21 protein-coding genes and 1 riboswitch are annotated in these 19,505 nt (G+C 46.0%); of the genes, 17 read left to right on the top strand and 4 right to left on the bottom strand.

Annotation, left to right across the window (positions count from 1 at the left end; translation table 11 throughout):
• Positions 1–9 precede the first annotated feature (9 nt).
• From L2D08_RS02925 to L2D08_RS02895, 7 genes are all read left to right on the top strand, one after another.
• Positions 10–1,383, top strand: a complete 1,374-nt coding sequence (locus L2D08_RS02925) for a cobyrinic acid a,c-diamide synthase CobB (RefSeq protein ID WP_242232234.1) — start codon at positions 10–12, stop codon at positions 1,381–1,383.
• A 135-nt stretch (positions 1,384–1,518) separates the two neighbouring features.
• Positions 1,519–2,751, top strand: a complete 1,233-nt coding sequence (locus tag L2D08_RS02920; RefSeq protein WP_242232233.1) for a polysaccharide deacetylase family protein — start codon at positions 1,519–1,521, stop codon at positions 2,749–2,751.
• A gap of 126 nt (positions 2,752–2,877) precedes the next feature.
• The gene (locus L2D08_RS02915) at positions 2,878–4,176 is read left to right on the top strand and encodes a hemolysin family protein (RefSeq protein WP_242232232.1); all 1,299 of its coding nucleotides are present in this window, start codon (positions 2,878–2,880) and stop codon (positions 4,174–4,176) included.
• Between the two features lie 118 nt (positions 4,177–4,294).
• The gene (locus L2D08_RS02910) at positions 4,295–5,752 is read left to right on the top strand and encodes a nicotinate phosphoribosyltransferase (RefSeq protein WP_242232231.1); all 1,458 of its coding nucleotides are present in this window, start codon (positions 4,295–4,297) and stop codon (positions 5,750–5,752) included.
• 103 nt (positions 5,753–5,855) lie between these two features.
• Positions 5,856–6,452, top strand: coding sequence for an IMEF encapsulin system ferritin-like cargo protein (locus L2D08_RS02905; RefSeq protein WP_242232230.1), 597 nt, complete (start codon positions 5,856–5,858; stop codon positions 6,450–6,452).
• 12 nt (positions 6,453–6,464) lie between these two features.
• The gene (locus L2D08_RS02900; protein ID WP_242232229.1) at positions 6,465–7,319 is read left to right on the top strand and encodes a family 1 encapsulin nanocompartment shell protein; all 855 of its coding nucleotides are present in this window, start codon (positions 6,465–6,467) and stop codon (positions 7,317–7,319) included.
• Entirely contained in the window at positions 7,312–7,680 is a 369-nt protein-coding gene (locus L2D08_RS02895) for a 2Fe-2S iron-sulfur cluster-binding protein (protein ID WP_242232228.1), read from the top strand. Before L2D08_RS02900 ends, L2D08_RS02895 begins: the two co-directional genes overlap by 8 nt.
• A 71-nt stretch (positions 7,681–7,751) precedes the next feature.
• Here the strand turns inward: L2D08_RS02895 and L2D08_RS02890 are convergent, their stop codons facing one another.
• On the bottom strand, positions 7,752–8,231 hold the full coding sequence (locus tag L2D08_RS02890) for a hypothetical protein (protein WP_242232227.1): 480 nt from the start codon (positions 8,229–8,231) through the stop codon (positions 7,752–7,754).
• Between the two features lie 313 nt (positions 8,232–8,544).
• On the opposite strand from L2D08_RS02890, the gene L2D08_RS02885 reads away from it, so the two are divergent.
• The 3 genes from L2D08_RS02885 to L2D08_RS02875 are packed head-to-tail and all read left to right on the top strand — an operon-like array spanning position 8,545 to position 10,795.
• The gene (locus L2D08_RS02885; RefSeq protein ID WP_242232226.1) at positions 8,545–9,363 is read left to right on the top strand and encodes a basic amino acid ABC transporter substrate-binding protein; all 819 of its coding nucleotides are present in this window, start codon (positions 8,545–8,547) and stop codon (positions 9,361–9,363) included.
• A 57-nt stretch (positions 9,364–9,420) separates the two neighbouring features.
• The gene (locus L2D08_RS02880) at positions 9,421–10,086 is read left to right on the top strand and encodes an amino acid ABC transporter permease (protein WP_242232225.1); all 666 of its coding nucleotides are present in this window, start codon (positions 9,421–9,423) and stop codon (positions 10,084–10,086) included.
• Positions 10,073–10,795, top strand: a complete 723-nt coding sequence (locus tag L2D08_RS02875) for an amino acid ABC transporter ATP-binding protein (protein WP_242232224.1) — start codon at positions 10,073–10,075, stop codon at positions 10,793–10,795. Before L2D08_RS02880 ends, L2D08_RS02875 begins: the two co-directional genes overlap by 14 nt.
• A 30-nt stretch (positions 10,796–10,825) precedes the next feature.
• Here L2D08_RS02875 and L2D08_RS02870 read toward each other — a convergent pair whose 3' ends face one another.
• On the bottom strand, positions 10,826–12,529 hold the full coding sequence (locus tag L2D08_RS02870; RefSeq protein WP_242232223.1) for an AAA family ATPase: 1,704 nt from the start codon (positions 12,527–12,529) through the stop codon (positions 10,826–10,828).
• Positions 12,530–12,682: 153 nt separating this feature from the next.
• Here L2D08_RS02870 and L2D08_RS02865 point away from each other — a divergent pair, with 153 nt between their 5' ends.
• The 7 genes from L2D08_RS02865 (at position 12,683) to L2D08_RS02835 (ending at position 17,715) form a co-directional block, all read left to right on the top strand.
• On the top strand, positions 12,683–13,120 hold the full coding sequence (locus L2D08_RS02865) for a peptidylprolyl isomerase (RefSeq protein WP_242232222.1): 438 nt from the start codon (positions 12,683–12,685) through the stop codon (positions 13,118–13,120).
• A gap of 110 nt (positions 13,121–13,230) precedes the next feature.
• A riboswitch (TPP riboswitch) is annotated at positions 13,231–13,330 on the top strand.
• 56 nt (positions 13,331–13,386) lie between these two features.
• Complete coding sequence (thiW, locus tag L2D08_RS02860) at positions 13,387–13,884, top strand: energy coupling factor transporter S component ThiW (RefSeq protein WP_242232221.1); 498 nt, start codon at positions 13,387–13,389, stop codon at positions 13,882–13,884.
• Positions 13,884–14,684, top strand: a complete 801-nt coding sequence (thiM, locus tag L2D08_RS02855; RefSeq protein ID WP_242232220.1) for a hydroxyethylthiazole kinase — start codon at positions 13,884–13,886, stop codon at positions 14,682–14,684. The genes thiW and thiM overlap by 1 nt, the downstream gene beginning before the upstream one ends.
• 1 nt (position 14,685) lies before the next feature.
• Positions 14,686–15,492 (top strand): bifunctional hydroxymethylpyrimidine kinase/phosphomethylpyrimidine kinase, encoded by an 807-nt coding sequence (thiD, locus tag L2D08_RS02850; RefSeq protein ID WP_242232219.1) that lies wholly within the window; start codon positions 14,686–14,688, stop codon positions 15,490–15,492.
• Positions 15,489–16,118 carry a thiamine phosphate synthase gene (thiE, locus tag L2D08_RS02845; protein ID WP_242232218.1) on the top strand — a complete coding sequence of 210 codons (630 nt, stop codon included), beginning with the start codon at positions 15,489–15,491 and terminating at the stop codon, positions 16,116–16,118. Before thiD ends, thiE begins: the two co-directional genes overlap by 4 nt.
• Positions 16,119–16,190: 72 nt before the next feature.
• On the top strand, positions 16,191–17,090 hold the full coding sequence (locus tag L2D08_RS02840) for a diacylglycerol/lipid kinase family protein (RefSeq protein WP_255821793.1): 900 nt from the start codon (positions 16,191–16,193) through the stop codon (positions 17,088–17,090).
• 88 nt (positions 17,091–17,178) lie between these two features.
• On the top strand, positions 17,179–17,715 hold the full coding sequence (locus L2D08_RS02835) for a divergent PAP2 family protein (protein ID WP_242232216.1): 537 nt from the start codon (positions 17,179–17,181) through the stop codon (positions 17,713–17,715).
• 30 nt (positions 17,716–17,745) lie between these two features.
• On the opposite strand, the gene L2D08_RS02830 is transcribed toward L2D08_RS02835, so the two are convergent.
• Positions 17,746–18,021: a hypothetical protein gene (locus L2D08_RS02830; RefSeq protein ID WP_242232215.1), complete on the bottom strand. Its 276-nt coding sequence runs from the start codon at positions 18,019–18,021 to the stop codon at positions 17,746–17,748.
• Positions 18,022–18,199: 178 nt separating this feature from the next.
• Positions 18,200–19,459, bottom strand: coding sequence for an NAD(P)-dependent malic enzyme (locus tag L2D08_RS02825; protein ID WP_242232214.1), 1,260 nt, complete (start codon positions 19,457–19,459; stop codon positions 18,200–18,202).
• Positions 19,460–19,505: the final 46 nt, after the last annotated feature.

Below are 19,505 nucleotides of genomic sequence, written 5' to 3'. Positions count from 1 at the left end.
AAGAATAAGATGGGAAAACGAATCGTTATTGCCGGAACGGGCAGCGGCTCCGGCAAAACAACGGTTACGCTGGCGCTGCTTGGCGCTCTGAAGCAGCAGGGCCTTTCTGTACAGCCGTTTAAATGCGGACCGGATTATATCGACCCAACGTACCATACGGCTATATGCGGGCGCCTTTCGCGCAACCTGGACAGCTGGATGGGAGATGCCGGCACGATTCGTGAGGTATTTTCTGAAGCGTCACGGGATGCTGATATTTCAGTAATTGAAGGTGTCATGGGAATGTTTGATGGAAAAGACCCGCTCAAAGATGACGGCAGTACAGCTGAGATCAGCCGTCTTACAGGCGCGCCGGTGCTGCTGGTCATTGATGCATCCGGCACGGCACGAAGCGCGGCAGCCATTGTGAAAGGATTTCAAATGATGGCACCCGGGCAGATCAAAGCCGTTATTGCGAACAAAACTGGCAGTGAAGGACACTTTCGTTTGATTGAGCAGGCAGTAAAGCAGGAATGCGGCATCCCGGTTATCGGCCATTTGCCGAAAATGCCTGGTGTCAGTGTGCCGGAGCGCCATCTGGGTCTTGTCCCGGCCGTTGAAAGAGGAGATCTGGCCGGCTTTTTCCATGCGCTTGCAGAAGCGGCACGAAAGACGGTTGACCTTGATGAACTGCTCCGCCTTGCAGAAGTGCCGGACCTGCCGCAGTCCGAAAACCGTTTATTTGGAAGAAAACAAGACAGCCATGTGACGATTGCGGTTGCAAAGGATGCCGCCTTTCACTTTTATTACGAGGAAAATTTGGATATGCTTCGTACGCATGGGGCAGACCTTCACTTTTTCTCGCCTCTTGCAGGCGAGACCGTACCCGAAGCAGCAGATGCTCTTTATATAGGCGGCGGATTTCCGGAAGAATTTGCACCCGTTCTCGCTGCCCAGTGCGAAGCACGGAAGTCCGTTCGGCGGGCTGTTGAGTCCGGTATGCCGACATTGGCTGAATGCGGCGGGTTTATGTATTTAACGGAAGAACTGATTACCGTTGATGGACACTCTTATCCTATGTGCGGCATTATTCAGGGGAAAACGGTCATGAAATCAACCAGAGCAGCCCTAGGCTACCGGGAATTAACCGCTTTTCCGGGTGCGTGGATCCCAGAAGGTGAGAAGCTAAGAGGACATGAGTTTCATTATTCTGTGTTTGAAGGACAGGAAAAACCAGCTCCGGCTTTTCAATCCGGCAGCCGATTTGGACAGAAGCCGGACGGCTGTATAGTGTATAATGCTGTTGCAGGCTATGCCCATCTTTATTTTCCGTCAAATACTGGAATTCCGGCAGCATTCGTGAAAGCGGCCCGGACTTACCAGCGGAAAAAAGTGACAATCTAAAAACTTGTACGTTTTTCGTCAAATTGTGACAAAAACATAGCCATATTTTTACGAAACTATTGTATTATACTATCTCTTTGTTTACAATCATAAATGGAAGGTGCATCCAATATTATGTTTAATTAGGGGATACGTATGAACAAAAAAACGACCATCATTGCTTTGCTGTCAAGTTTATTTTTGATGCTCGCCATGGTACTGGTCAATTTGATTGTAACAGCCACCCACCATAACAAAACGGTGTGGGCAACAAGCACAGTAAAATCGTCTTATGAAAATATTAACATTAAAATGAAAGAAGCCCATGAAAAGAGGTACGATATCGCGGTACAGTACCCTGTTTTTCAACAGGCTTCCTTAAATAAAAAAATCGAACAGTATGTAAAACAAAAAGAGTCAGGTTTTTTAAAAGAAGTCGGGAAAATCGATAGAAAAATGCGAAACGAACAGCCTGCCTCCCTGCGATTAACGTTTGAGCTTGTTCCAGACAGCAGCGGTATTTACTCGGTTCTTTTCAATGAAAAAACGTATATCACGGCTGAAAAAAACCGCATCTTAAATGAAACGTTTATCGTGGATACAGCAGCGGGCCTGCTTGCAAAAACGCCGGACTTATTTATCAATCCGCAAAAAGCTTCTACGGCTCTTCATACACCCGTTTCGATCAGCGAAGCCGGTTTGTATGTAAAAAATGGCGAAATGGTTTTTTTTAGTGATCGTAAAAAGCACGAAGGAAGTGTGCCGCTTTCTAAGGCAGTGCCGTTTTTAAAAAAGGAATGGCGGGACCAGTTAGCGGCAGAGGCGGAGCCAGCCGGAAAAACATCTAGAAAAATTGCGCTTACGTTTGATGACGGGCCAAATCCGCAGAGTACAAAAGCGATTTTGGCTACGCTTAAAAAACATCATGCAAGAGCCACCTTTTTTATGCTCGGCAGCCGTGTAGAACAATATCCGGAGCTCGCCGACCAAGTGGTGCAAGAAGGCCATGAAATCGGCAATCATTCTTTTAGTCACCGGAACCTGACTGAACTCGATAAGCAGGATATAGAAGAGGAAATTCGGCGGACAGCTTCAGCAGTAGAAGCGGCTGCCGGTGTTTCACCACTGACGGTCCGGCCTCCTTATGGAGCGACAAATGACAGTGTAAATGAAGTGATTGGAGCAAAACCGCTGCTTTGGACCATTGACACCATGGACTGGAAATCGCACAATCCAAAAGCCATCTGCAGGATTGTCGAAAAAGAAGCGAAGGACGGTTCAATCGTGTTAATGCACGATATTCATCAAACTACTGCCCAATCGCTTGGTGAGATCGTGTCTTTTCTGCAAAAGGAAGGCTATGAACTTGTCACAGTCAGTGAATTGTAAAGAGATCCGGCCCGGCGAAAGCTGAGCCGGATTTTGTGTTCATAAAGCGGAACGTGATATGATAAGAAAAAAGACGGTATTTTTTGAAAACAGGAGGTGGATGCTCCGAGCTATCGGAGCCTGTCATTGGAGATTGTGAATTTATTGGGCATTGCTTTATTAATCGCCCTTACTGCTTTTTTCGTAGCTGCGGAATTTGCTATTGTAAAAATGAGAGCTTCACGCGTCGATCAGCTTGTAGCAGAAGGAAAACCGGGTGCTATGGCAGCAAAACGCGTTACAACCCGGTTAGATGAGTATTTATCTGCCTGCCAGCTCGGCATTACTATTACGGCACTCGGGCTTGGCTGGATTGGCGAACCGACGGTGGAAAAGCTTCTTCATCCGCTGTTTGAGCGTTTTGAGCTTGCTTCTTCTCTCGCTGCAGTTTTGTCATTTATCCTTGCTTTTACTATTGTCACGTTTCTTCACGTTGTTGTGGGCGAGCTGGCGCCTAAAACAGTCGCTATCCAAAAAGCAGAGGAAGTCACGCTGGCGCTTGCCGTCCCGCTTATATGGTTTTACCGTATTATGTATCCGTTTATATGGACGCTCAACGGCTCAGCACGGTTTGTGACCGGCTTGTTCGGGCTGAAAATGGCATCTGAACATGATGAGGTTCATACAGAGGAAGAATGGCGGATGCTGCTTTCTGAAAGTTACAAAAGCGGCGAAATCAATCAAACTGAATTGAAATATGTAAATAATATTTTTGAATTTGATGAGCGCCTTGCAAAAGAAATTATGGTGCCGCGCACAGAAATGGTCAGCTTATCGATTGATGATACACTTGATGATGTTCTGGCTATTATCAGAGAAGAAAAATATACGCGGTATCCCGTTATTGACGGAGACAAAGACAATGTAATCGGCATGGTGAACTTCAAAGAAATTTTAAGTGTCGCCGTAAAAGGCAAGCCGCTTCCTAAAGTGCAGCCGCTGCGTCAATTTGTAAAACCTGTGATTCGCGTATTTGAAAACATGCTGATTCATGACCTGCTTGTGAAAATGCAGAAAGAGCAGACCCATATGGCAATCTTAATTGATGAATATGGCGGTACATCAGGTCTTGTGACGGTAGAAGACATTTTAGAAGAAATTGTCGGGGAAATTCGTGACGAATATGATACAGATGAAATTCCCGAAGTACGAAAAGTGAATGATAGCCATTATCTATTCAGCGCGAAAGTATTAATAAGTGAAGTAAATGCCCTGCTTGGCACCGAGTTAAATGATGAAGACGTTGATACGCTCGGCGGCTGGTTTTTAACAGAAAAAATTGATACATCCCTTCATGACATGCTCGAGGAAGAGGACTGGGTATTTACGATTATCGAAATGGAAGATCATCATATTTTATATATTGAAGCGAAAAAGCGCACATAACAGGCGCTTTTTTTCGTGGTTGTCACCAGAAATAGTCCGGGACAAGTTGCCGGAACGCTCAAAAAGGTGTAGGATAATAGGAATGAAATACGATGGAAAAGCAAAGGGAGTAAAAACAATGTCACGATATGAAGACGACAGCCTTGCCTTGCATACCGACCTTTATCAGATTAATATGGCCGAAACGTACTGGCATGATGGCATCCATACAAAAAAAGCCGTATTTGAATTATATTTTCGCAAGCTTCCATTCGGAAACGGATACGGTGTTTTTGCCGGATTAGAAAAAATTATTGATTACTTGGAGAATTTTCATTTTTCAGAGAGCGATATCGACTATTTGCGCGATATCGGCTATAAGGAAGATTTTTTAGCTTATTTAAAAAATATGAGGTTTACAGGCACGTTAAAAAGCATGCAGGAAGGTGAGCTTGTCTTTGCAAACGAACCAATTCTGCGTATTGAAGCGCCGCTGGCGGAAGCTCAAATTGTCGAAACCGCCCTGCTTAATATTGTGAACTATCAAACATTGATCGCCACGAAAGCATCACGGATTAAACAGGTGCTTGGCGACGAAACGGCAATGGAATTTGGCTCGCGCCGGGCGCACGAGATGGATGCAGCAGTATGGGGGACGCGTGCTGCTTATATCGGCGGTTTTGACGCAACAAGCAATGTCCGGGCAGGCAAGCTGTTTGGCATTCCCGTTTCCGGTACGCACGCCCATGCACTTGTGCAAACGTACAAAGATGAATACACAGCTTTTCGCAAATATGCAGAGCGGCATCGTGACTGTGTGTTTCTCGTAGATACCTATGACACGCTCAAGTCTGGTATGCCGGCAGCGATCCGGGCCGCAAAAGAGCTGGGAGACCAGATTCGCTTCGTTGGTGTCCGCCTCGACAGCGGCGATATGGCTTATCTTTCCAAGGAAGCACGTAAAATGCTTGATGAAGCAGGGTTTCCAAAAGCGCATATTGTGGCGTCCAATGATCTGGATGAATACACGATTATGAACTTAAAAGCAGAAGGTGCCAAAATTGATGTATGGGGTATCGGTACAAAGGTAATTACCGCGTATGACCAAGCTGCTCTTGGCGCCGTTTATAAATTGGTGTCGATTGAAGATGACAACAGAATGATGACGGATACGATCAAGCTGTCAGCCAATCCAGAAAAAGTGACAACACCTGGATTGAAACGCGTGTACCGCATTATCAATAAGCTGAATGGCAAAGCGGAAGGGGATTATATTGCGATGGAACATGAAGATCCACAGCATGCCGAGCGGCTGAAAATGTTTCATCCTGTACACACCTTTGTCAGCAAATTTGTGACCAATTTTGAAGCACGCGAACTGCATGAACCGATTTTCATCAACGGCACGCGTGTATATGAACTGCCCGATATCCATACGATCCGGAGCCGGACGGCGGATAATCTGTCGCTATTATGGAGCGAATACAAGCGGGCGCTTAATCCGGAAGAATATCCGGTCGATTTAAGCCAGGCCTGCTGGGATAATAAAATGAAAAATATTGAAGCCGTTAAAGCGCAGCCGCAGGAGCAGCTGTAACGGTCCGAAAAAGCGCCAAAATCGGCGCTTTTTTTCATGTAATCTTTGCTCCTGTAAAAAGCAGCGATTATAATGGAAGAAGGTACACTAGGAGGTGCGTCTCGTGAAGGAAGAATTGAGTGAATTTTATGATATCTTTACCGGCACTAAAAAAGATATTGAAAGTTTTATGGCAATGCTCGACCCGGTTATTAACAATGCAAAAGATGACCACGAGCGGCTGTATTATCACCATATTTTTGAAGAAGAGGAACAGCGGCTTTCCAGGCTTGCCGAGTTGATCCCGCTGATTGAAACCTTTCAGGCCGGGCGGGGAGGCGATTTCACACCGTCCAACAATACGTTTAACCGGCTGCTGCAGGAACTGAATCTTGAAAAGTTCGGCCTGCATAACTTTGTGGAGCATCTTGATCTTGCCCTTTTTCAATTTAAAGATGCAGAGCGCCAGGCCAAGCTGTCTCATATGCGCGAATCCAATTATAAAAGTTATCAGTTTGTAAAAGAAAAGCTTGCCGGCATTAACAAACGCTTTGACACAGGGTACACAGATCCGCATGCGCATCATGACGAGCATGGCGATCATTTAAACCATCATGAACACAGCGATCATCATTCCCATGTGCATACATCAGCGGCGCTTCCGGGAAAACCGGCAGGACCAAAGCGGACATTTACAGTAGGGTCCCTTATTTCAAAGTAGGAGGAAGAGTTCATGAGTAAATTACACTTATATCCAGACGCACCACTATCAGAAGCTGACTTTGATCAGCTGGAGCAAATTATGATTGAAGCGGCCAGAGGGCAATTAACAGGCCGGCGGTTCATTGAGTTATACGGCCCGCTTGGACGCGGCGTACAGAGCATTCACACAGACATTTTTTCTGAAAAAAGCGCAGCTCATATGGATTTGCAGGGATCGTTTGACACGGAAGTGGAATCATCCAAGCGCGTCAATTATACCATTCCTATGTTATATAAGGATTTTGTTTTGTACTGGCGTGACATTGAGCAGGCAAAAGCACTTGATATTCCGATCGACTTTTCCGCAGCAGCCAATGCAGCACGCGATGTGGCATTGCTCGAAGACGAAATGATTTTTCATGGCGCGGCCCAGTTTGACATACCTGGTTTAATGAATGTCAAAGGACGCCAGACACACTTAATCAGCAATTGGTACGAATCTGGAACCGCATTCCAGGACGTAGTGGAAGCACGCGGAAAGCTGATGGAGATGAACCATAACGGTCCGTATGCGCTTGTTCTGTCGCCAGAGCTGTACGCACTGCTGCACCGGGTACACCGCGATACAAACGTGCTCGAAATTGAGCATGTGCGTGAGCTTGTAACAGGCGGCGTTTTTCAATCGCCCGTTTTAAGAGGAAAAACAGGTGTGCTTGTGAATACAGGACGTAATAATCTTGATTTGGCGGTATCGGAAGATTTCGAAACCGCTTATCTCGGCGAAGAAGGAATGAACCACCCATTCCGTGTATACGAAACGGCAGTGCTCCGAATCAAGCGTCCATCTGCAATTTGTACATTCGCCGACCCAAGAGATGATGAATAGGGAGTGGACGGTCGGTTCGCTCATTCCAGGCAGGGAAACACGGCGGGCACCGCTGGAGCCGCCGGCCCGCCTGGCGGAAGAAAAACAGCCATCTCCCGGTAAGCTGGCAGCAGCGGTTCAATGGAAGCAAAAAGAAGCCTCCTGCACTGTATCAGTCAAGCCGGGTGTTACACTGCTCGATGCGACACTTGAACAGGGGTGCAGCATAGATTACAAATGCCGTAAAGGAACATGCGGCCGATGTGCTGTGGACATTCTTTCAGGAGAAGCTTTTCTCTCACCTAAAAATGAAGCCGAACAAAAAAAGCTCGGCGCTTCTTTACGCAGGCTGGCCTGCCAGGCGGTAATGAGAGAAGCGTAAAAAACAGGGAAGCCGATTTGGCACCCTGTTTTTCACATAAAAAAAAGCCTTTTAACAAGGCCTGTTATATATTAAGCAAATTTTTTCGTATTGATGGCAACTACATTCGACTCAATCGCAAATGGCAAATGAACATGCCGCTTTTCCAGTTCGTCTATACTGACGTCCCGTACAAGCTTTAATGCTTCCTTCTTAAAGGAATGAGTGACAAATCCTTCATTTACTTCACACAGCTTACGCAAGTAGCGAAGGGTTTCTTCTGTCATTAGTTCTCGAACGGCTGCATTTTGAAGCTGGCAGATCAATTTATGGCGAAGTCCCCGCATGACGCCGATTTGATCAACGTGTGCTGTAACATTTTCGCCGCTATCTGCCACAAAGCTGAACGAAATGTATTTTCCCTGAGACAAATCAACATTTGTAAAAACCGGGTTGGTATATGTTTCACCGGATGAAAGTGTAATCGACTCGGCTTCCGCAGCACCACCTAGCTTTCGGCTGTTGGCGATAACCATATGGATGTCTTTGAGTCCGTGAAGCATTCCATTCATGCAGTCTCCCTCTTTCCATCATCGTTCTTCTTTCATCTTAAAGGTAATGATAATCATTGTCAATAAGAAGTTAAGGAAGCATGAATTGCTTATTTTTGTACAGAATAAAAGAGCATTCCGCTTTATTTAATACTATTCAGAAAATTCATTCTTTATGCAAGATCTATTCAGTATTCTGTAATAAAATGCAAAAAACGCGCATTTTCGATGAATATTCATGTATAAAAATAAACAAATGCATAAAAAATGATTGAGTTTTTAAAGTGAAAAGAGTATTATCGTACTATATAAAAAAATCAAAGGGGATTTTTAGATGACCTATTCATTTAAAAAAGCAGCAGCCGCTATCATGGCCAGCACTGCTTTGCTGTTAGCAGCGTGCGGCGGCGGAGAAGAAGAAAAGGGCGGCAGTCCTTCTGAAGAGAAAAAGGTACTTAATGTTGGAACGGAAGCTACATTCGCTCCGTTTGAATTTATGGATAAAGGTGAAGTGTCCGGATTTGACGTAGATCTTTTAAATGCCGCAGCAGAAGAAGCTGGCTATGACGTCAACATTCAAAATACAGGATGGGATTCCATGCTTGCCGGTCTTCAAAGCGGACAGCTTGATATCGGCATGTCGGGCATTACTATTACCGATGAACGTAAAGAAACATATGATTTCTCTGTTCCATATTTTGAATCCGTAACGATGATCGTCTACAAAGAAGGAACAGACATTAAAGCCGCGGAAGATTTAAAAGGCAAGAAAATTGGTGTTCAAAATGGAACCACTGGACAATTTGCAGCTGAAAGCATCGTGGGTGTAAACAATAATGCTATTTCAAAATATGAAACAGCCGCTCTGATGTTCCAGGCTCTTCAAAGTGGAGACGTTGAAGCTGTAGTAACAGATATTGCAGTAGCACTTGAATATGAAAAATCAAATCCGAATGCCGGCGTTAAAACGGTCACAGATGATCAGTTTGCAGCTGAATACTACGGTATTGCTTTCCCGAAAGGAAGCGAGTATAAGGACGATTTTGACAAAGCATTAAATACGCTTTACGAAAACGGTAAATACGCTGAAATCTACGAAAAATGGTTTGATGAAGCGCCGGATATGGAAACTTTAAAAAAAGCAGCGCAATAAAAAAACGGCTGTCCATTTCTTAACGGGCAGCCATTTTCTATGAAAGGAGAGAAAAAAATGGATTTTCGTTTTGATATTATTACAGATTATATGCCGTTTTTTCTGCAGGGCTTAAAAGTCACGCTTGGTGTTTCCCTTGCCGGTGTGCTGGCCGGACTTGTACTCGGGCTTTTTATCGCGCTCGGAAAAATGTCAACTAATAGATGGGTTCGTCTTCCCTTTAATATTTATATTAATATTTTCCGGGGAACACCGCTCCTTGTTCAGCTATTAATTATTCATTTTGGAATAGTACCGTTGTTTATGTCGCCTTCTAACCCCGTTATATCTCTTGTGATTGGATTGTCTCTGAATGCGGCAGCATATATTGCCGAAATTTTCCGGGCAGGTATTCAATCTATTGATAAAGGGCAGATGGAAGCTGCGCGCTCTCTTGGGATGACGCGCGTACAGGCGATGAAACTCGTTATTTTGCCGCAGGCGTTCAAGCGTGTAATTCCGCCGCTCGGCAATGAATTTATCGTGCTGCTAAAAGAATCTTCACTTGGTTCAGTGCTGGCTGCACCTGAACTGATGTATTGGGGCCGTGCTGCGGCAGGCCAGTATATTCGTGTATGGGAGCCGTACCTGACCGTTGCACTTATTTATCTTGTACTGACACTGTCACTTACCTACTTGATGAATTATGTTGAAAGGAGATTAAGCACTGATGATAAGCGTTAAAAACTTAAAAAAATCTTTTGGCGACAATGAAGTGCTGAAAGACATTTCCCTTGATGTATCACCGCAGGAAGTGGTAGTGGTTATTGGTCCATCCGGATCAGGAAAATCAACGTTTATCCGCTGCTTAAACATGCTGGAAACAATTGATAGCGGGCACGTAATCATTGATGGAAAAGATTTAACCGATAAGAAAACAAATATTAACGAGGTTCGAACAGACGTAGGAATGGTGTTTCAGCACTTTAACTTATTCCCTCACAAAACGATTCTTGAAAACATTACACTCGCCCCTATCAATGTGCGGGGTGTAAAAAAAGCAGAAGCAGAGGAAAAAGCGCGGGTCCTGCTGGCCAAAGTAGGTCTTGCCGAAAAAGCCTCTGCTTATCCGGATTCACTTTCCGGGGGACAAAAGCAGCGTGTGGCGATTGCGCGTGCACTTGCGATGGAGCCGAAGGTCATGCTGTTTGATGAACCAACATCAGCTCTTGACCCCGAAATGGTCGGGGAAGTACTGGAAGTCATGAAGCAGCTGGCTAAGGACGGGATGACCATGATTGTCGTAACGCATGAAATGGGCTTTGCCCGCGAAGTGGGCGACCGGGTTATTTTTATGGATAATGGCTATGTAGTGGAACAAAACGAACCGAAAGCGCTGTTTGATGCTCCTCAGCACGAACGGACGAAAGCCTTTTTAAGCAAGGTACTATAACAAAAAGCCTCCTTTTAAAAGGAGGCTTTTTTAGTGCTGGTAAATAAGCATTTCGATTTCTGTACCTTCAAGCGTTTCTTTGGTCATTAAATCCTCTACGAGCCGTTCGAACGCCTCTCGGTTTTCCTCAATTAATGTTTGGGACCGTTCGAGTGCGACTTCAAACAGCTCATTCATTTTTGTTTCCTTGTCTGCTTGACGGAATGTCAGGGAAAAACGATCCTGGAAAATACCGGTGTCTACCATGCGTTCTAAGATCTGTTTTGCCTGCTGAACATCACCGCTTACGCCAATTGAATGCTCGCCAAGGTAAAGGCGCTCTGCTACCCCGCCTGAAAGAATCATAGCCACCTGGTCAATCAATTCGCTGGCCGTTGATAAATGAAGCTCTTTCGGCACAGGAGCAACATAACCAAGCGCTTGTCCACGCGGAATGATCGTAGCCTTGCGGACAGAGCCGGGCTTCGTGAGAGCAGCTACTAGGGCATGGCCGGCTTCATGAATCGCGACACGCCGCTTTGTAGCAGGGTCTGCGAGCGGCCGTGTTGTTGTGCCTAGAATGGTTCGGTCGAGCGCATAGTCAAAATCTTCTTTTCCAATCGTATCACGCCCGCTTCGAATGGCATTGCGGCTTGCCGTTTCAAACAGCGCCGACAACTCGGCTCCGGAAAAGCCGACGGTAGACTCTGCCAAATCCTGAAGCATGGCGGCGGCATTGTCGGTTAATTTTCTTCCTTTGGCGTGAATATCAATAATTTCTTTCCGTCCTTTTGCATCCGGCAAAGTCACATGGAACGAGAAATCAATACGGCCGGGGCGGAGAAAAGCTTCATCAAGCATGTCACGCCGGTTTGTCGCGGCGATAAATAGAATACCATCATTGTCAAGGCCGCCGTCAAGTTGAACAAGCAGCTCGGTCAATGTTTTTTCGCCTTCCTCGCCGCCGTGTGCTTTCCGGCGCCCGGCTAATGCGTCAACTTCATCAATAAAAATAACAGCCGGTTTTTGTTTGCGAGCTTCTGTAAACAAGCTGCGTACACGCGATGCACCAACACCGACGAACAGCTCTGTAAAAGCGGAACCGCTTGATGAAAAGAAAGAAGCGCCAATTTCACGGGCGATAGCCTGAGCGAGCAGTGTTTTTCCTGTTCCCGGCGGACCGTATAGAAGAATACCGCGCGGCGGTTCAAGTCCCAGGCGGGTAGATAAATCTCTTTCTTTTAAAATCGACAGCGTCTGCAGAATATCCTCCTTCATCTCATCTGCAAGACCGCCGACATCATCAAGCGTAATATCTGGAAGGGGGCGGGCCTGTGAAAGGCTGTTTTTCATCGAGTGAGCCACACCCATGCCGCCGCCTTTTTTTCGGTAAATGTAAAACCCAATGGCTGATGCTGTTAACAGAACAAGTACAATAATCCAGCTTTCATATGGATTGGCTTTTACATATTCATAGCGAATATTGTATGTTTTGTTCAATTGGTCAACCGCATCGCTTCCCGGAGAAATATAAGAAGTAAACTCGCCGTTTTGTGTGGAAATATGCAGCTTGCCGTCAGGATGCTCCTCTAGCTCAACTACTTTTCCGTTTTCTTTTTGAATAATAGATTCAACCGATGAAAACGGAACGACAGTCGCTTGATTCGTATCCCGTACATATAGAAATACAACGGCTGCTATGAGCAGCGAAAAAGCAATCGCCGCTTTCCACCACAGTCCGGGACGTGTTAACATCGACATCACACTCCCTTTTTAGTCTCCTCTCTATTATAAGAGAAAACGAGAATCGATGAAAGCGGAAAACATTTCTGCTCCAAAACACTCTTGTTTTAAAATCGAATGGTGCGTGGTATGATAAGAAAGATTAAATTTAAAGGAGCGATTACTTTGGCGAAAAAAGGCTATATTCAAATGAAAGACGGAGCGAAAATCGAATTCGACCTGTTTCCGGAGGCAGCACCAGGCACAGTAGAAAACTTCGAGAAACTAGCGAATGAAGGATTTTATAACGGTGTTGTATTCCACCGTGTTATTCCGGGATTTGTAAGCCAGGGCGGTGATCCGACTGGAACAGGAATGGGCGGTCCGGGTTACACAATTAAATGCGAAACAGAAGGAAACCCGCATACACATCAGGAAGGGTCTCTGTCTATGGCACATGCAGGAAGAGACACAGGCGGCAGCCAGTTCTTTATCGTTCATGAGCCACAGCCTCATTTGAATGGCGTTCATACTGTTTTTGGCCAGGTAACGTCAGGCATCGAAGCTGTAAAGTCTATGAAAAATGGCGATGTAATGGAGAAAGTAGAAGTATTCGACGCGTAATGATACACTAAAGCCGGCTTTTGCCGGTTTTTTTATGGGAAAAATGAGTATTTCGGATGTGCAGTTGACGAGGTCATACAACTGTGTAAAAATAAAACACATCATACATAAAAGCCTACTGGGGGTGCCTTCAGGCTGAGAGAGGAATGTCCTTAACCCCAATAACCTGATCCGGATCATGCCGGCGTAGGGAAGTAGCAATCACTGACGAAAAAACGGTTCAGCGTATTGCTGAGCCGTTTTTTGTATGAAGGAGGAAAAATCAGTTGTTTACCCCTAAAAAAATGGCAGTAATGTCTCTCCTGGCCGCAATTGGCGTACTAGGCGCCACTTTTATCTGGTTTCCGGCAGGAGCGGCGAAAGCCTTTCCCGTCCAGCATGCCATCAATGTGCTGGCGGCCATTTTGCTCGGTCCCGGCCCGGCAGTCATCATCGCTTTTTTAATTGCAGCTGTTCGCAACCTATTAGGGCTTGGAACGATTCTCGCTTTTCCAGGCAGTATGATTGGTGCCGCTTTGGCTGGGTATGCTTATCAAAAATGGAAGAAGCCTTCTCTTGCCGCAGTGGGAGAAATGGCAGGAACCGGTGTGGTCGCTTCGCTTGTATCTGTACCGATCGCCAACTTATTTCTCGGTATGAAAGCAGCCGCATTTGCCTTTATGCCGGCGTTTCTTATCAGCAGCGTGACAGGGGCCGTGCTTGGCCTTCTCCTAGCCGTCCGCTTGAAAAAAACAAGAATATTTCAACGAAAGGATCAATTCTAATGAATAATCACGATGCAGCTCAGCTGCTCCAAAAAGTAAGAGCGGAAAAGCCGCTTATTCACAATTTAACCAACACTGTTGTAACAAACTTTACAGCAAACGGCCTGCTTGCGATGGGTGCTTCTCCGGTTATGGCTGATGCCGTGGAAGAAGCAGCAGATATGGCTCGTATTGCATCTGCTGTTGTTCTTAATATCGGTACACTTTCAGCTTCTAAGGTAGAAGCCATGATTTTGGCAGGGAAAGCAGCGAATGAAAAAGGGATTCCTGTTTTGTTTGATCCTGTTGGAGCAGGAGCTACTCCATTCCGCACAGAAAGCGCCAAGCGCATTTTATCAGAGGTGAAAGTGGATGTACTGCGCGGGAATGCAGGAGAAGTTGCCGTGCTGTGCGGACGGTCCGTTGAAGTAAAAGGAGTAGACGGCGGCGGAAATGAAGATGTGCGCAGACTGGCAAGGGAAGCAGCCGGGCTGCTCAACCTTACTTGTGTAATTACCGGCAAGGAAGACAATGTGTTTGGGGAAGAAGCATATGCCATTCAAAACGGCCATCCTATTTTAACGCGCGTTACAGGGACAGGCTGTCTTCTTGGGGCTGTAATTGCTTCTTTCTGCGCGGTTGAAAAAAACTACGCAAAAGCAGCCGCAGCAGCGCTGTCCTTTTATGGTGTGGCTGCGGAACGTGCTGCCGCTGCGGCGGGTGCGGACGGACCGGGTACATTCGCTGCCGGGTTTATCAATCAACTTTATCAAACAAGTAGCCAGGACATGATCGAAAATGGAAAAGTAGAGGTGCTTTAATATGACAGTAGCCAAAGCATTAACAATTGCCGGATCTGACAGCGGAGGCGGCGCTGGCATTCAAGCGGATTTAAAAACATTTCAAGAATTGGGTGTGTACGGCACGTCCGCTTTAACGGCCGTTACAGCGCAAAACACACTCGGTGTACACGGTGTTTACCCGATCGAAGCTGAAGCCGTAGAAAAACAAATTGAAGCGGTATTGTCAGACATTGGAGTAAATGCCGTGAAAACAGGGATGCTGTTTTCAGCTGGCATTATTGAAGCCGCTGCCTGGACACTCCGGAAATACGAGTGCCAAAATCTTGTCATTGATCCTGTAATGATTGCCAAAGGCGGTGCTTCATTGCTGCAGAAGGAAGCATCTGAAGCATTGAAAAAAGTTTTGCTTCCGCTTGCGCTTGTTGTGACCCCTAATATTCCTGAGGCAGAGGTGCTGACAGGAATGACCATTCGTTCAGAAGCCGATAAAAAAGAAGCGGCGGAGCGGATTGCTTCTTACGGGGTGAAAAACGTCTTGATTAAAGGCGGTCATGAGGAAGGAGATCAAACATCGGACCTTTTATATGACGGGGAGGCGTTCCACACGTTTACCGGCCGGCGGATTGATACAAAAGACACTCATGGGACCGGCTGTACTTTTTCAGCGGCTATGACGGCGGAAATCGCAAAGGGTTCATCTGTCCACTCGGCGGCTCAAACGGCTAAATCTTTTATTCAGGCGGCGATTGAAGACGGTCTTCATATCGGAGAAGGCCATGGGCCGACTAATCATTGGGCACATCGCCAGCGGGGAGGACAGCTATGAGAAACGAACAGCTGGCTGTATATTTTATTGCCGGTACGCCGAACTGTCCGCGGCCGATTGAAACCATCCTGCAGGAAGCCATTGCCGGCGGTGTTACGATGTTTCAGTTCCGGGAAAAAGGAAAGAATGCGCTCACGGGAGCTGCCAAGAAACAAACCGCCCAGCGCCTTCAGGCGATCTGCCGGGAAGCAGGCATCCCGTTTATTGTCAATGATGATATTGAGCTTGCTATCGACATTGGAGCCGACGGCGTTCATATTGGCCAGGAAGATGAAGCGGCATCCATCGTACGTGAGAAGCTAAAAGGCGGTATTGTCGGAGTATCCGTTCATACGATGGAAGAATTTGAACAAGCGATAAAAGATGGAGCTGATTATGTCGGGACTGGTCCAGTATTTGCCACCGCAACGAAAACGGATACCCGCCCGGTGGCAGGCACGGGCTTAATCCGCCGTATGAAAGAGCGTTATCCCCAGTTTCCAGTAGTCGGTATTGGCGGCATTACGCTTGAAAATGCGGAAGAGGTCATCGGAGCCGGAGCCGATGGAGTATCTGTGATTACGGCCATCAGCCTGGCTGAAAATCCTGCTTCCGCTGCAGCACTTTTAAAAAACAATTTCTTATAAAAAAGCAAACTAGCAGGCCTTTTTTCGTGCTATGATAAGAAAAACGTATTTAGAACGAGGCCGGGTGAAGCAATGTACCTATGTATTATCAACCCGTCTTCCGGAAACGGACAGGCGGTTTTTTTGTGGAAAAAAGTTGAGAGTATTTTAAAAAAGAAACAGATTCCTTATAAAGCGCTTGTGGGAGGTTCGGACGTAGCAGCCCGTGAGTTTATTTGGAAGCGGATGAAAGAAAAAAAGATAAAAGCTGTGACGGTGATCGGCGGCGACGGAACCTTTCACGCGGTTATACAAGACCTTGTTTACACGGATACAGCGGTCGCTTTTCTCCCGGCCGGGTCGGGAAATGATCTCGCCCGTATGTTTGGCCTGACGAAAAATCCGCATGCCTTTGTAGAAGGCCTGCTGTCAAAAACTCCCCAGCAGATCGATGTATTGAAAGTCAACAACAGCTTTGGGCTGACGGTTTCCGGTATTGGCCTGGATGCTCATATTGCCGGACAGGCAGCCCGGGCTTTTTATAAAAAAACGCTTCATAAACTTGGGGCAGGCGGCCTGTCTTATAAGCTGAGCGCCCTTTCGTCCATTATTCACTACAAGCCATTTAAAAGCATTGTTACAATTGATCAGGATCAATACATATCAGACCGCACCTGGATGATCGCAAGCGGAAATACGTCTTTGTATGGGGGAGGGCTTGTCATTTGCCCGTATGCCCATCCTATTGATGGAGTAGCCGACATTACACTTGTGCATACTGTGTCGAGAAGACGGCTGCTTTTTCGGCTGTTTCCGCTTCTTATGAAAGGGGACCCGGTACTGCGTGCAGGGGTTACCTACAAAAAGGGCAAAAGCATCATGGTTCAAACGAGCCGGCCGGTGCCGGTAATGGTTGATGGCGAAGTAATTGGCGCAACGCCTGCTGCCATTTCTATTCAAGAAAAAGCCATTTATCTTATTATCACTACGTAACAAAATAAAACTTGTTTGCATATTAGAGCCAGGTTTTGGGTATGAAAAAAGGAGAAGATATGTGCACAAGCGAAGTGGAGGCGTAGGAATGGAAAAAATGAACCGTGGTATTTTAACAGCGCTGTCAGCGATCGGCATTGCGCAAGGGCTGAAAATCTTCACTCATAAAAAAGTGAGTGGCAATTGGGATGTAAAACAGGCTTTTACAACAGGCGGTATGCCAAGCTCTCACTCGGCCGGCGTGTCAGCACTGGCTTCTTATGTGGCTGCAAACAAAGGATGGCGCCATACGGAAACAGCATTAGCGACTGTTTTTGGTGTCATTGTAATGTATGATGCTCAAGGCATCCGCCGTCATACGGGGGAAATTGCACAGCTGGTCAATGATCTTGAAGACAATCTCGCTAAATTTTCCGGTGAATTTCCGAGTTTTCAATACGTGCAGCGCGAAAAAGAATTAAAGGAATTGCTCGGCCACCAGCCGGTCGAAGTAGGGGCAGGTGCCCTGCTAGGCATTCTCCTTGGCATTGCCTCTGCAAAAATTGAAGACGGACTGAGAAAATCGGAACAAAAAAAACAAATTTACAATCGGCGTGAAATCAATCGGCGTAAACATCAATGGTAACGAAAAAAGCACCCGTCGCGGGTGCTTTTTTTATTTGATTACTTGGAAAACAACATGACGGTTCATAACCGGTTTCAGCTTGAAAAGCACATGATGGATGATTTCCTTTTTCATCACAGCTGAAACGGCCGGTGAGAGGGTTAATGATTGAATAAAGCGTAATGCGTGGCATTCGATATAGTGGGTAATTTGCTCTTTATAAAATAAATCGCGTTTAACGATTTTCTCCTTTATTTCGTTTGTAAGCTGTATCGCAAATTGCGTAACAGAATACTCAACTCCTCCGTAAAATTCAGCTACTGTCATAGCTCATTCCACTCCTTCCTCCATTCCATTTGTCAATACTTCTATTTATATCTTAACATAAACTTTACAATAAATTAATAATTAAATGATATTTATTTACATTACCTTAATTTATATGCCATAAACAGCCTTATATGCAAAAAAACCCCTAAACAGATGGGGTTTTTTGCATAACGATTTAAGAAAGAGAGATTGCTGCCGGCTTTACTTGAAGGGAAGAAAGCTGGTACGTTTTATGGCGGATTGCTTCAACGGAAACATATTTTCGAGCAACGCCGGTATCCATCGCTGCCTGAGCGACAGCAGCAGCCACTTCCGGTGCTACCCGGGGATCAAATGCAGATGGAATAATATATTCCTCAGAGCGTTCCTGATCGCCTACAAGAGAGGCAATGGCAAAAGCAGCAGCCATTTTCATTTCCTCATTGATATCTGAAGCCCGTGTATCAAGCGCCCCTCGGAAAATGCCCGGAAAAGCTAAAACATTGTTAACTTGATTTGGAAAGTCGGAGCGGCCTGTGCCGATCACGCGTACACCGGCTGCTTTGGCATCTGCCGGCAGAATTTCCGGCGTTGGGTTGGCCATTGCAAAAACAATCGCATCCTGCTTCATCGTCTGGATCATAGCCGGTGTCAGCGCTCCAGCAGCAGAGACACCGATAAACACATCGCTGTTCTTTACAGCTTCCTCAAGCGGTCCGCTCACTTTATCCGGGTTGGTGAACGAAGCAATTTCTTCTTTGATCGGATTCATCCCGGCGGTCCGTCCCTCGTAAATCGCTCCTTTCGTATCACACATAATCATATTTTTCACGTTAAAGGCCTGAAGCAGTTTGGCGATGGCTATACCAGCTGAACCAGCACCATTAATGACAATTTTGATATCAGAAAAGGACTTGTCCACAATCTTTAACGCATTAATTAAACCGGCCGCTGTAACGATCGCTGTACCGTGCTGGTCGTCATGAAAAACAGGAATATCCATTTCCTTTCTGAGACGCTCCTCAATCAAAAAGCAGTTGGGTGCTTTAATATCTTCTAAATTAATGCCTCCAAAGGATGAAGCAGTAAGTTTTACAGTTCGGATAATGTCTTCTGGATCGCTGCTACTAATGCAAAGCGGAAAAGCATCCACACCGCCAAAATTTTTAAATAAAATAGCTTTTCCCTCCATTACGGGAAGGGAAGCATGTGCGCCGATATCTCCCAATCCGAGGACAGCGGAACCGTCTGATACAACTGCCACTGTGTTGGCTTTCATCGTGTACTCATACAAATTTTCTGGGTTTTCGTGAATCTCAAGGCAGGGTTCAGCCACGCCTGGCGAATAAACAAGGCTTAAATCGTTTAAGTCTGTAACCCCCATTTTCGCTGCTGTTTCCAGCTTTCCTTGATAGTGACGATGAAGATCAAGTGCATCCTGACGTAAATCTTTCAATGTGATTCCCCTTTTCTGCTCAGTTTTCTAATTTTCATAGCAACGC

The sequence above is a fragment of the Domibacillus sp. PGB-M46 genome (genome assembly GCF_022668875.1).
Classification (GTDB): domain Bacteria; phylum Bacillota; class Bacilli; order Bacillales; family Domibacillaceae; genus Domibacillus.
Note: the sequence above shows the minus strand (reverse complement) of the source record. Positions and strands in the feature narration are given on the sequence as shown.

What these genes read in the sequence shown, in the direction of transcription:
- L2D08_RS02925 (WP_242232234.1), top strand. Translation starts at nt 10, where the DNA reads ATGGGAAAACGAATCGTTATTGCCGGAACGGGCAGCGGCTCCGGCAAA.
- L2D08_RS02920 (WP_242232233.1), top strand. Translation starts at nt 1,519, where the DNA reads ATGAACAAAAAAACGACCATCATTGCTTTGCTGTCAAGTTTATTTTTG.
- L2D08_RS02910 (WP_242232231.1), top strand. Translation starts at nt 4,295, where the DNA reads ATGTCACGATATGAAGACGACAGCCTTGCCTTGCATACCGACCTTTAT.
- L2D08_RS02900 (WP_242232229.1), top strand. Translation starts at nt 6,465, where the DNA reads ATGAGTAAATTACACTTATATCCAGACGCACCACTATCAGAAGCTGAC.
- L2D08_RS02895 (WP_242232228.1), top strand. Translation starts at nt 7,312, where the DNA reads ATGAATAGGGAGTGGACGGTCGGTTCGCTCATTCCAGGCAGGGAAACA.
- L2D08_RS02890 (WP_242232227.1), bottom strand. Translation starts at nt 8,231, where the DNA reads ATGAATGGAATGCTTCACGGACTCAAAGACATCCATATGGTTATCGCC.
- L2D08_RS02885 (WP_242232226.1), top strand. Translation starts at nt 8,545, where the DNA reads ATGACCTATTCATTTAAAAAAGCAGCAGCCGCTATCATGGCCAGCACT.
- L2D08_RS02880 (WP_242232225.1), top strand. Translation starts at nt 9,421, where the DNA reads ATGGATTTTCGTTTTGATATTATTACAGATTATATGCCGTTTTTTCTG.
- L2D08_RS02875 (WP_242232224.1), top strand. Translation starts at nt 10,073, where the DNA reads ATGATAAGCGTTAAAAACTTAAAAAAATCTTTTGGCGACAATGAAGTG.
- L2D08_RS02870 (WP_242232223.1), bottom strand. Translation starts at nt 12,529, where the DNA reads ATGTTAACACGTCCCGGACTGTGGTGGAAAGCGGCGATTGCTTTTTCG.
- thiM (WP_242232220.1), top strand. Translation starts at nt 13,884, where the DNA reads ATGAATAATCACGATGCAGCTCAGCTGCTCCAAAAAGTAAGAGCGGAA.
- thiD (WP_242232219.1), top strand. Translation starts at nt 14,686, where the DNA reads ATGACAGTAGCCAAAGCATTAACAATTGCCGGATCTGACAGCGGAGGC.
- thiE (WP_242232218.1), top strand. Translation starts at nt 15,489, where the DNA reads ATGAGAAACGAACAGCTGGCTGTATATTTTATTGCCGGTACGCCGAAC.
- L2D08_RS02840 (WP_255821793.1), top strand. Translation starts at nt 16,191, where the DNA reads ATGTACCTATGTATTATCAACCCGTCTTCCGGAAACGGACAGGCGGTT.
- L2D08_RS02835 (WP_242232216.1), top strand. Translation starts at nt 17,179, where the DNA reads ATGGAAAAAATGAACCGTGGTATTTTAACAGCGCTGTCAGCGATCGGC.
- L2D08_RS02830 (WP_242232215.1), bottom strand. Translation starts at nt 18,021, where the DNA reads ATGACAGTAGCTGAATTTTACGGAGGAGTTGAGTATTCTGTTACGCAA.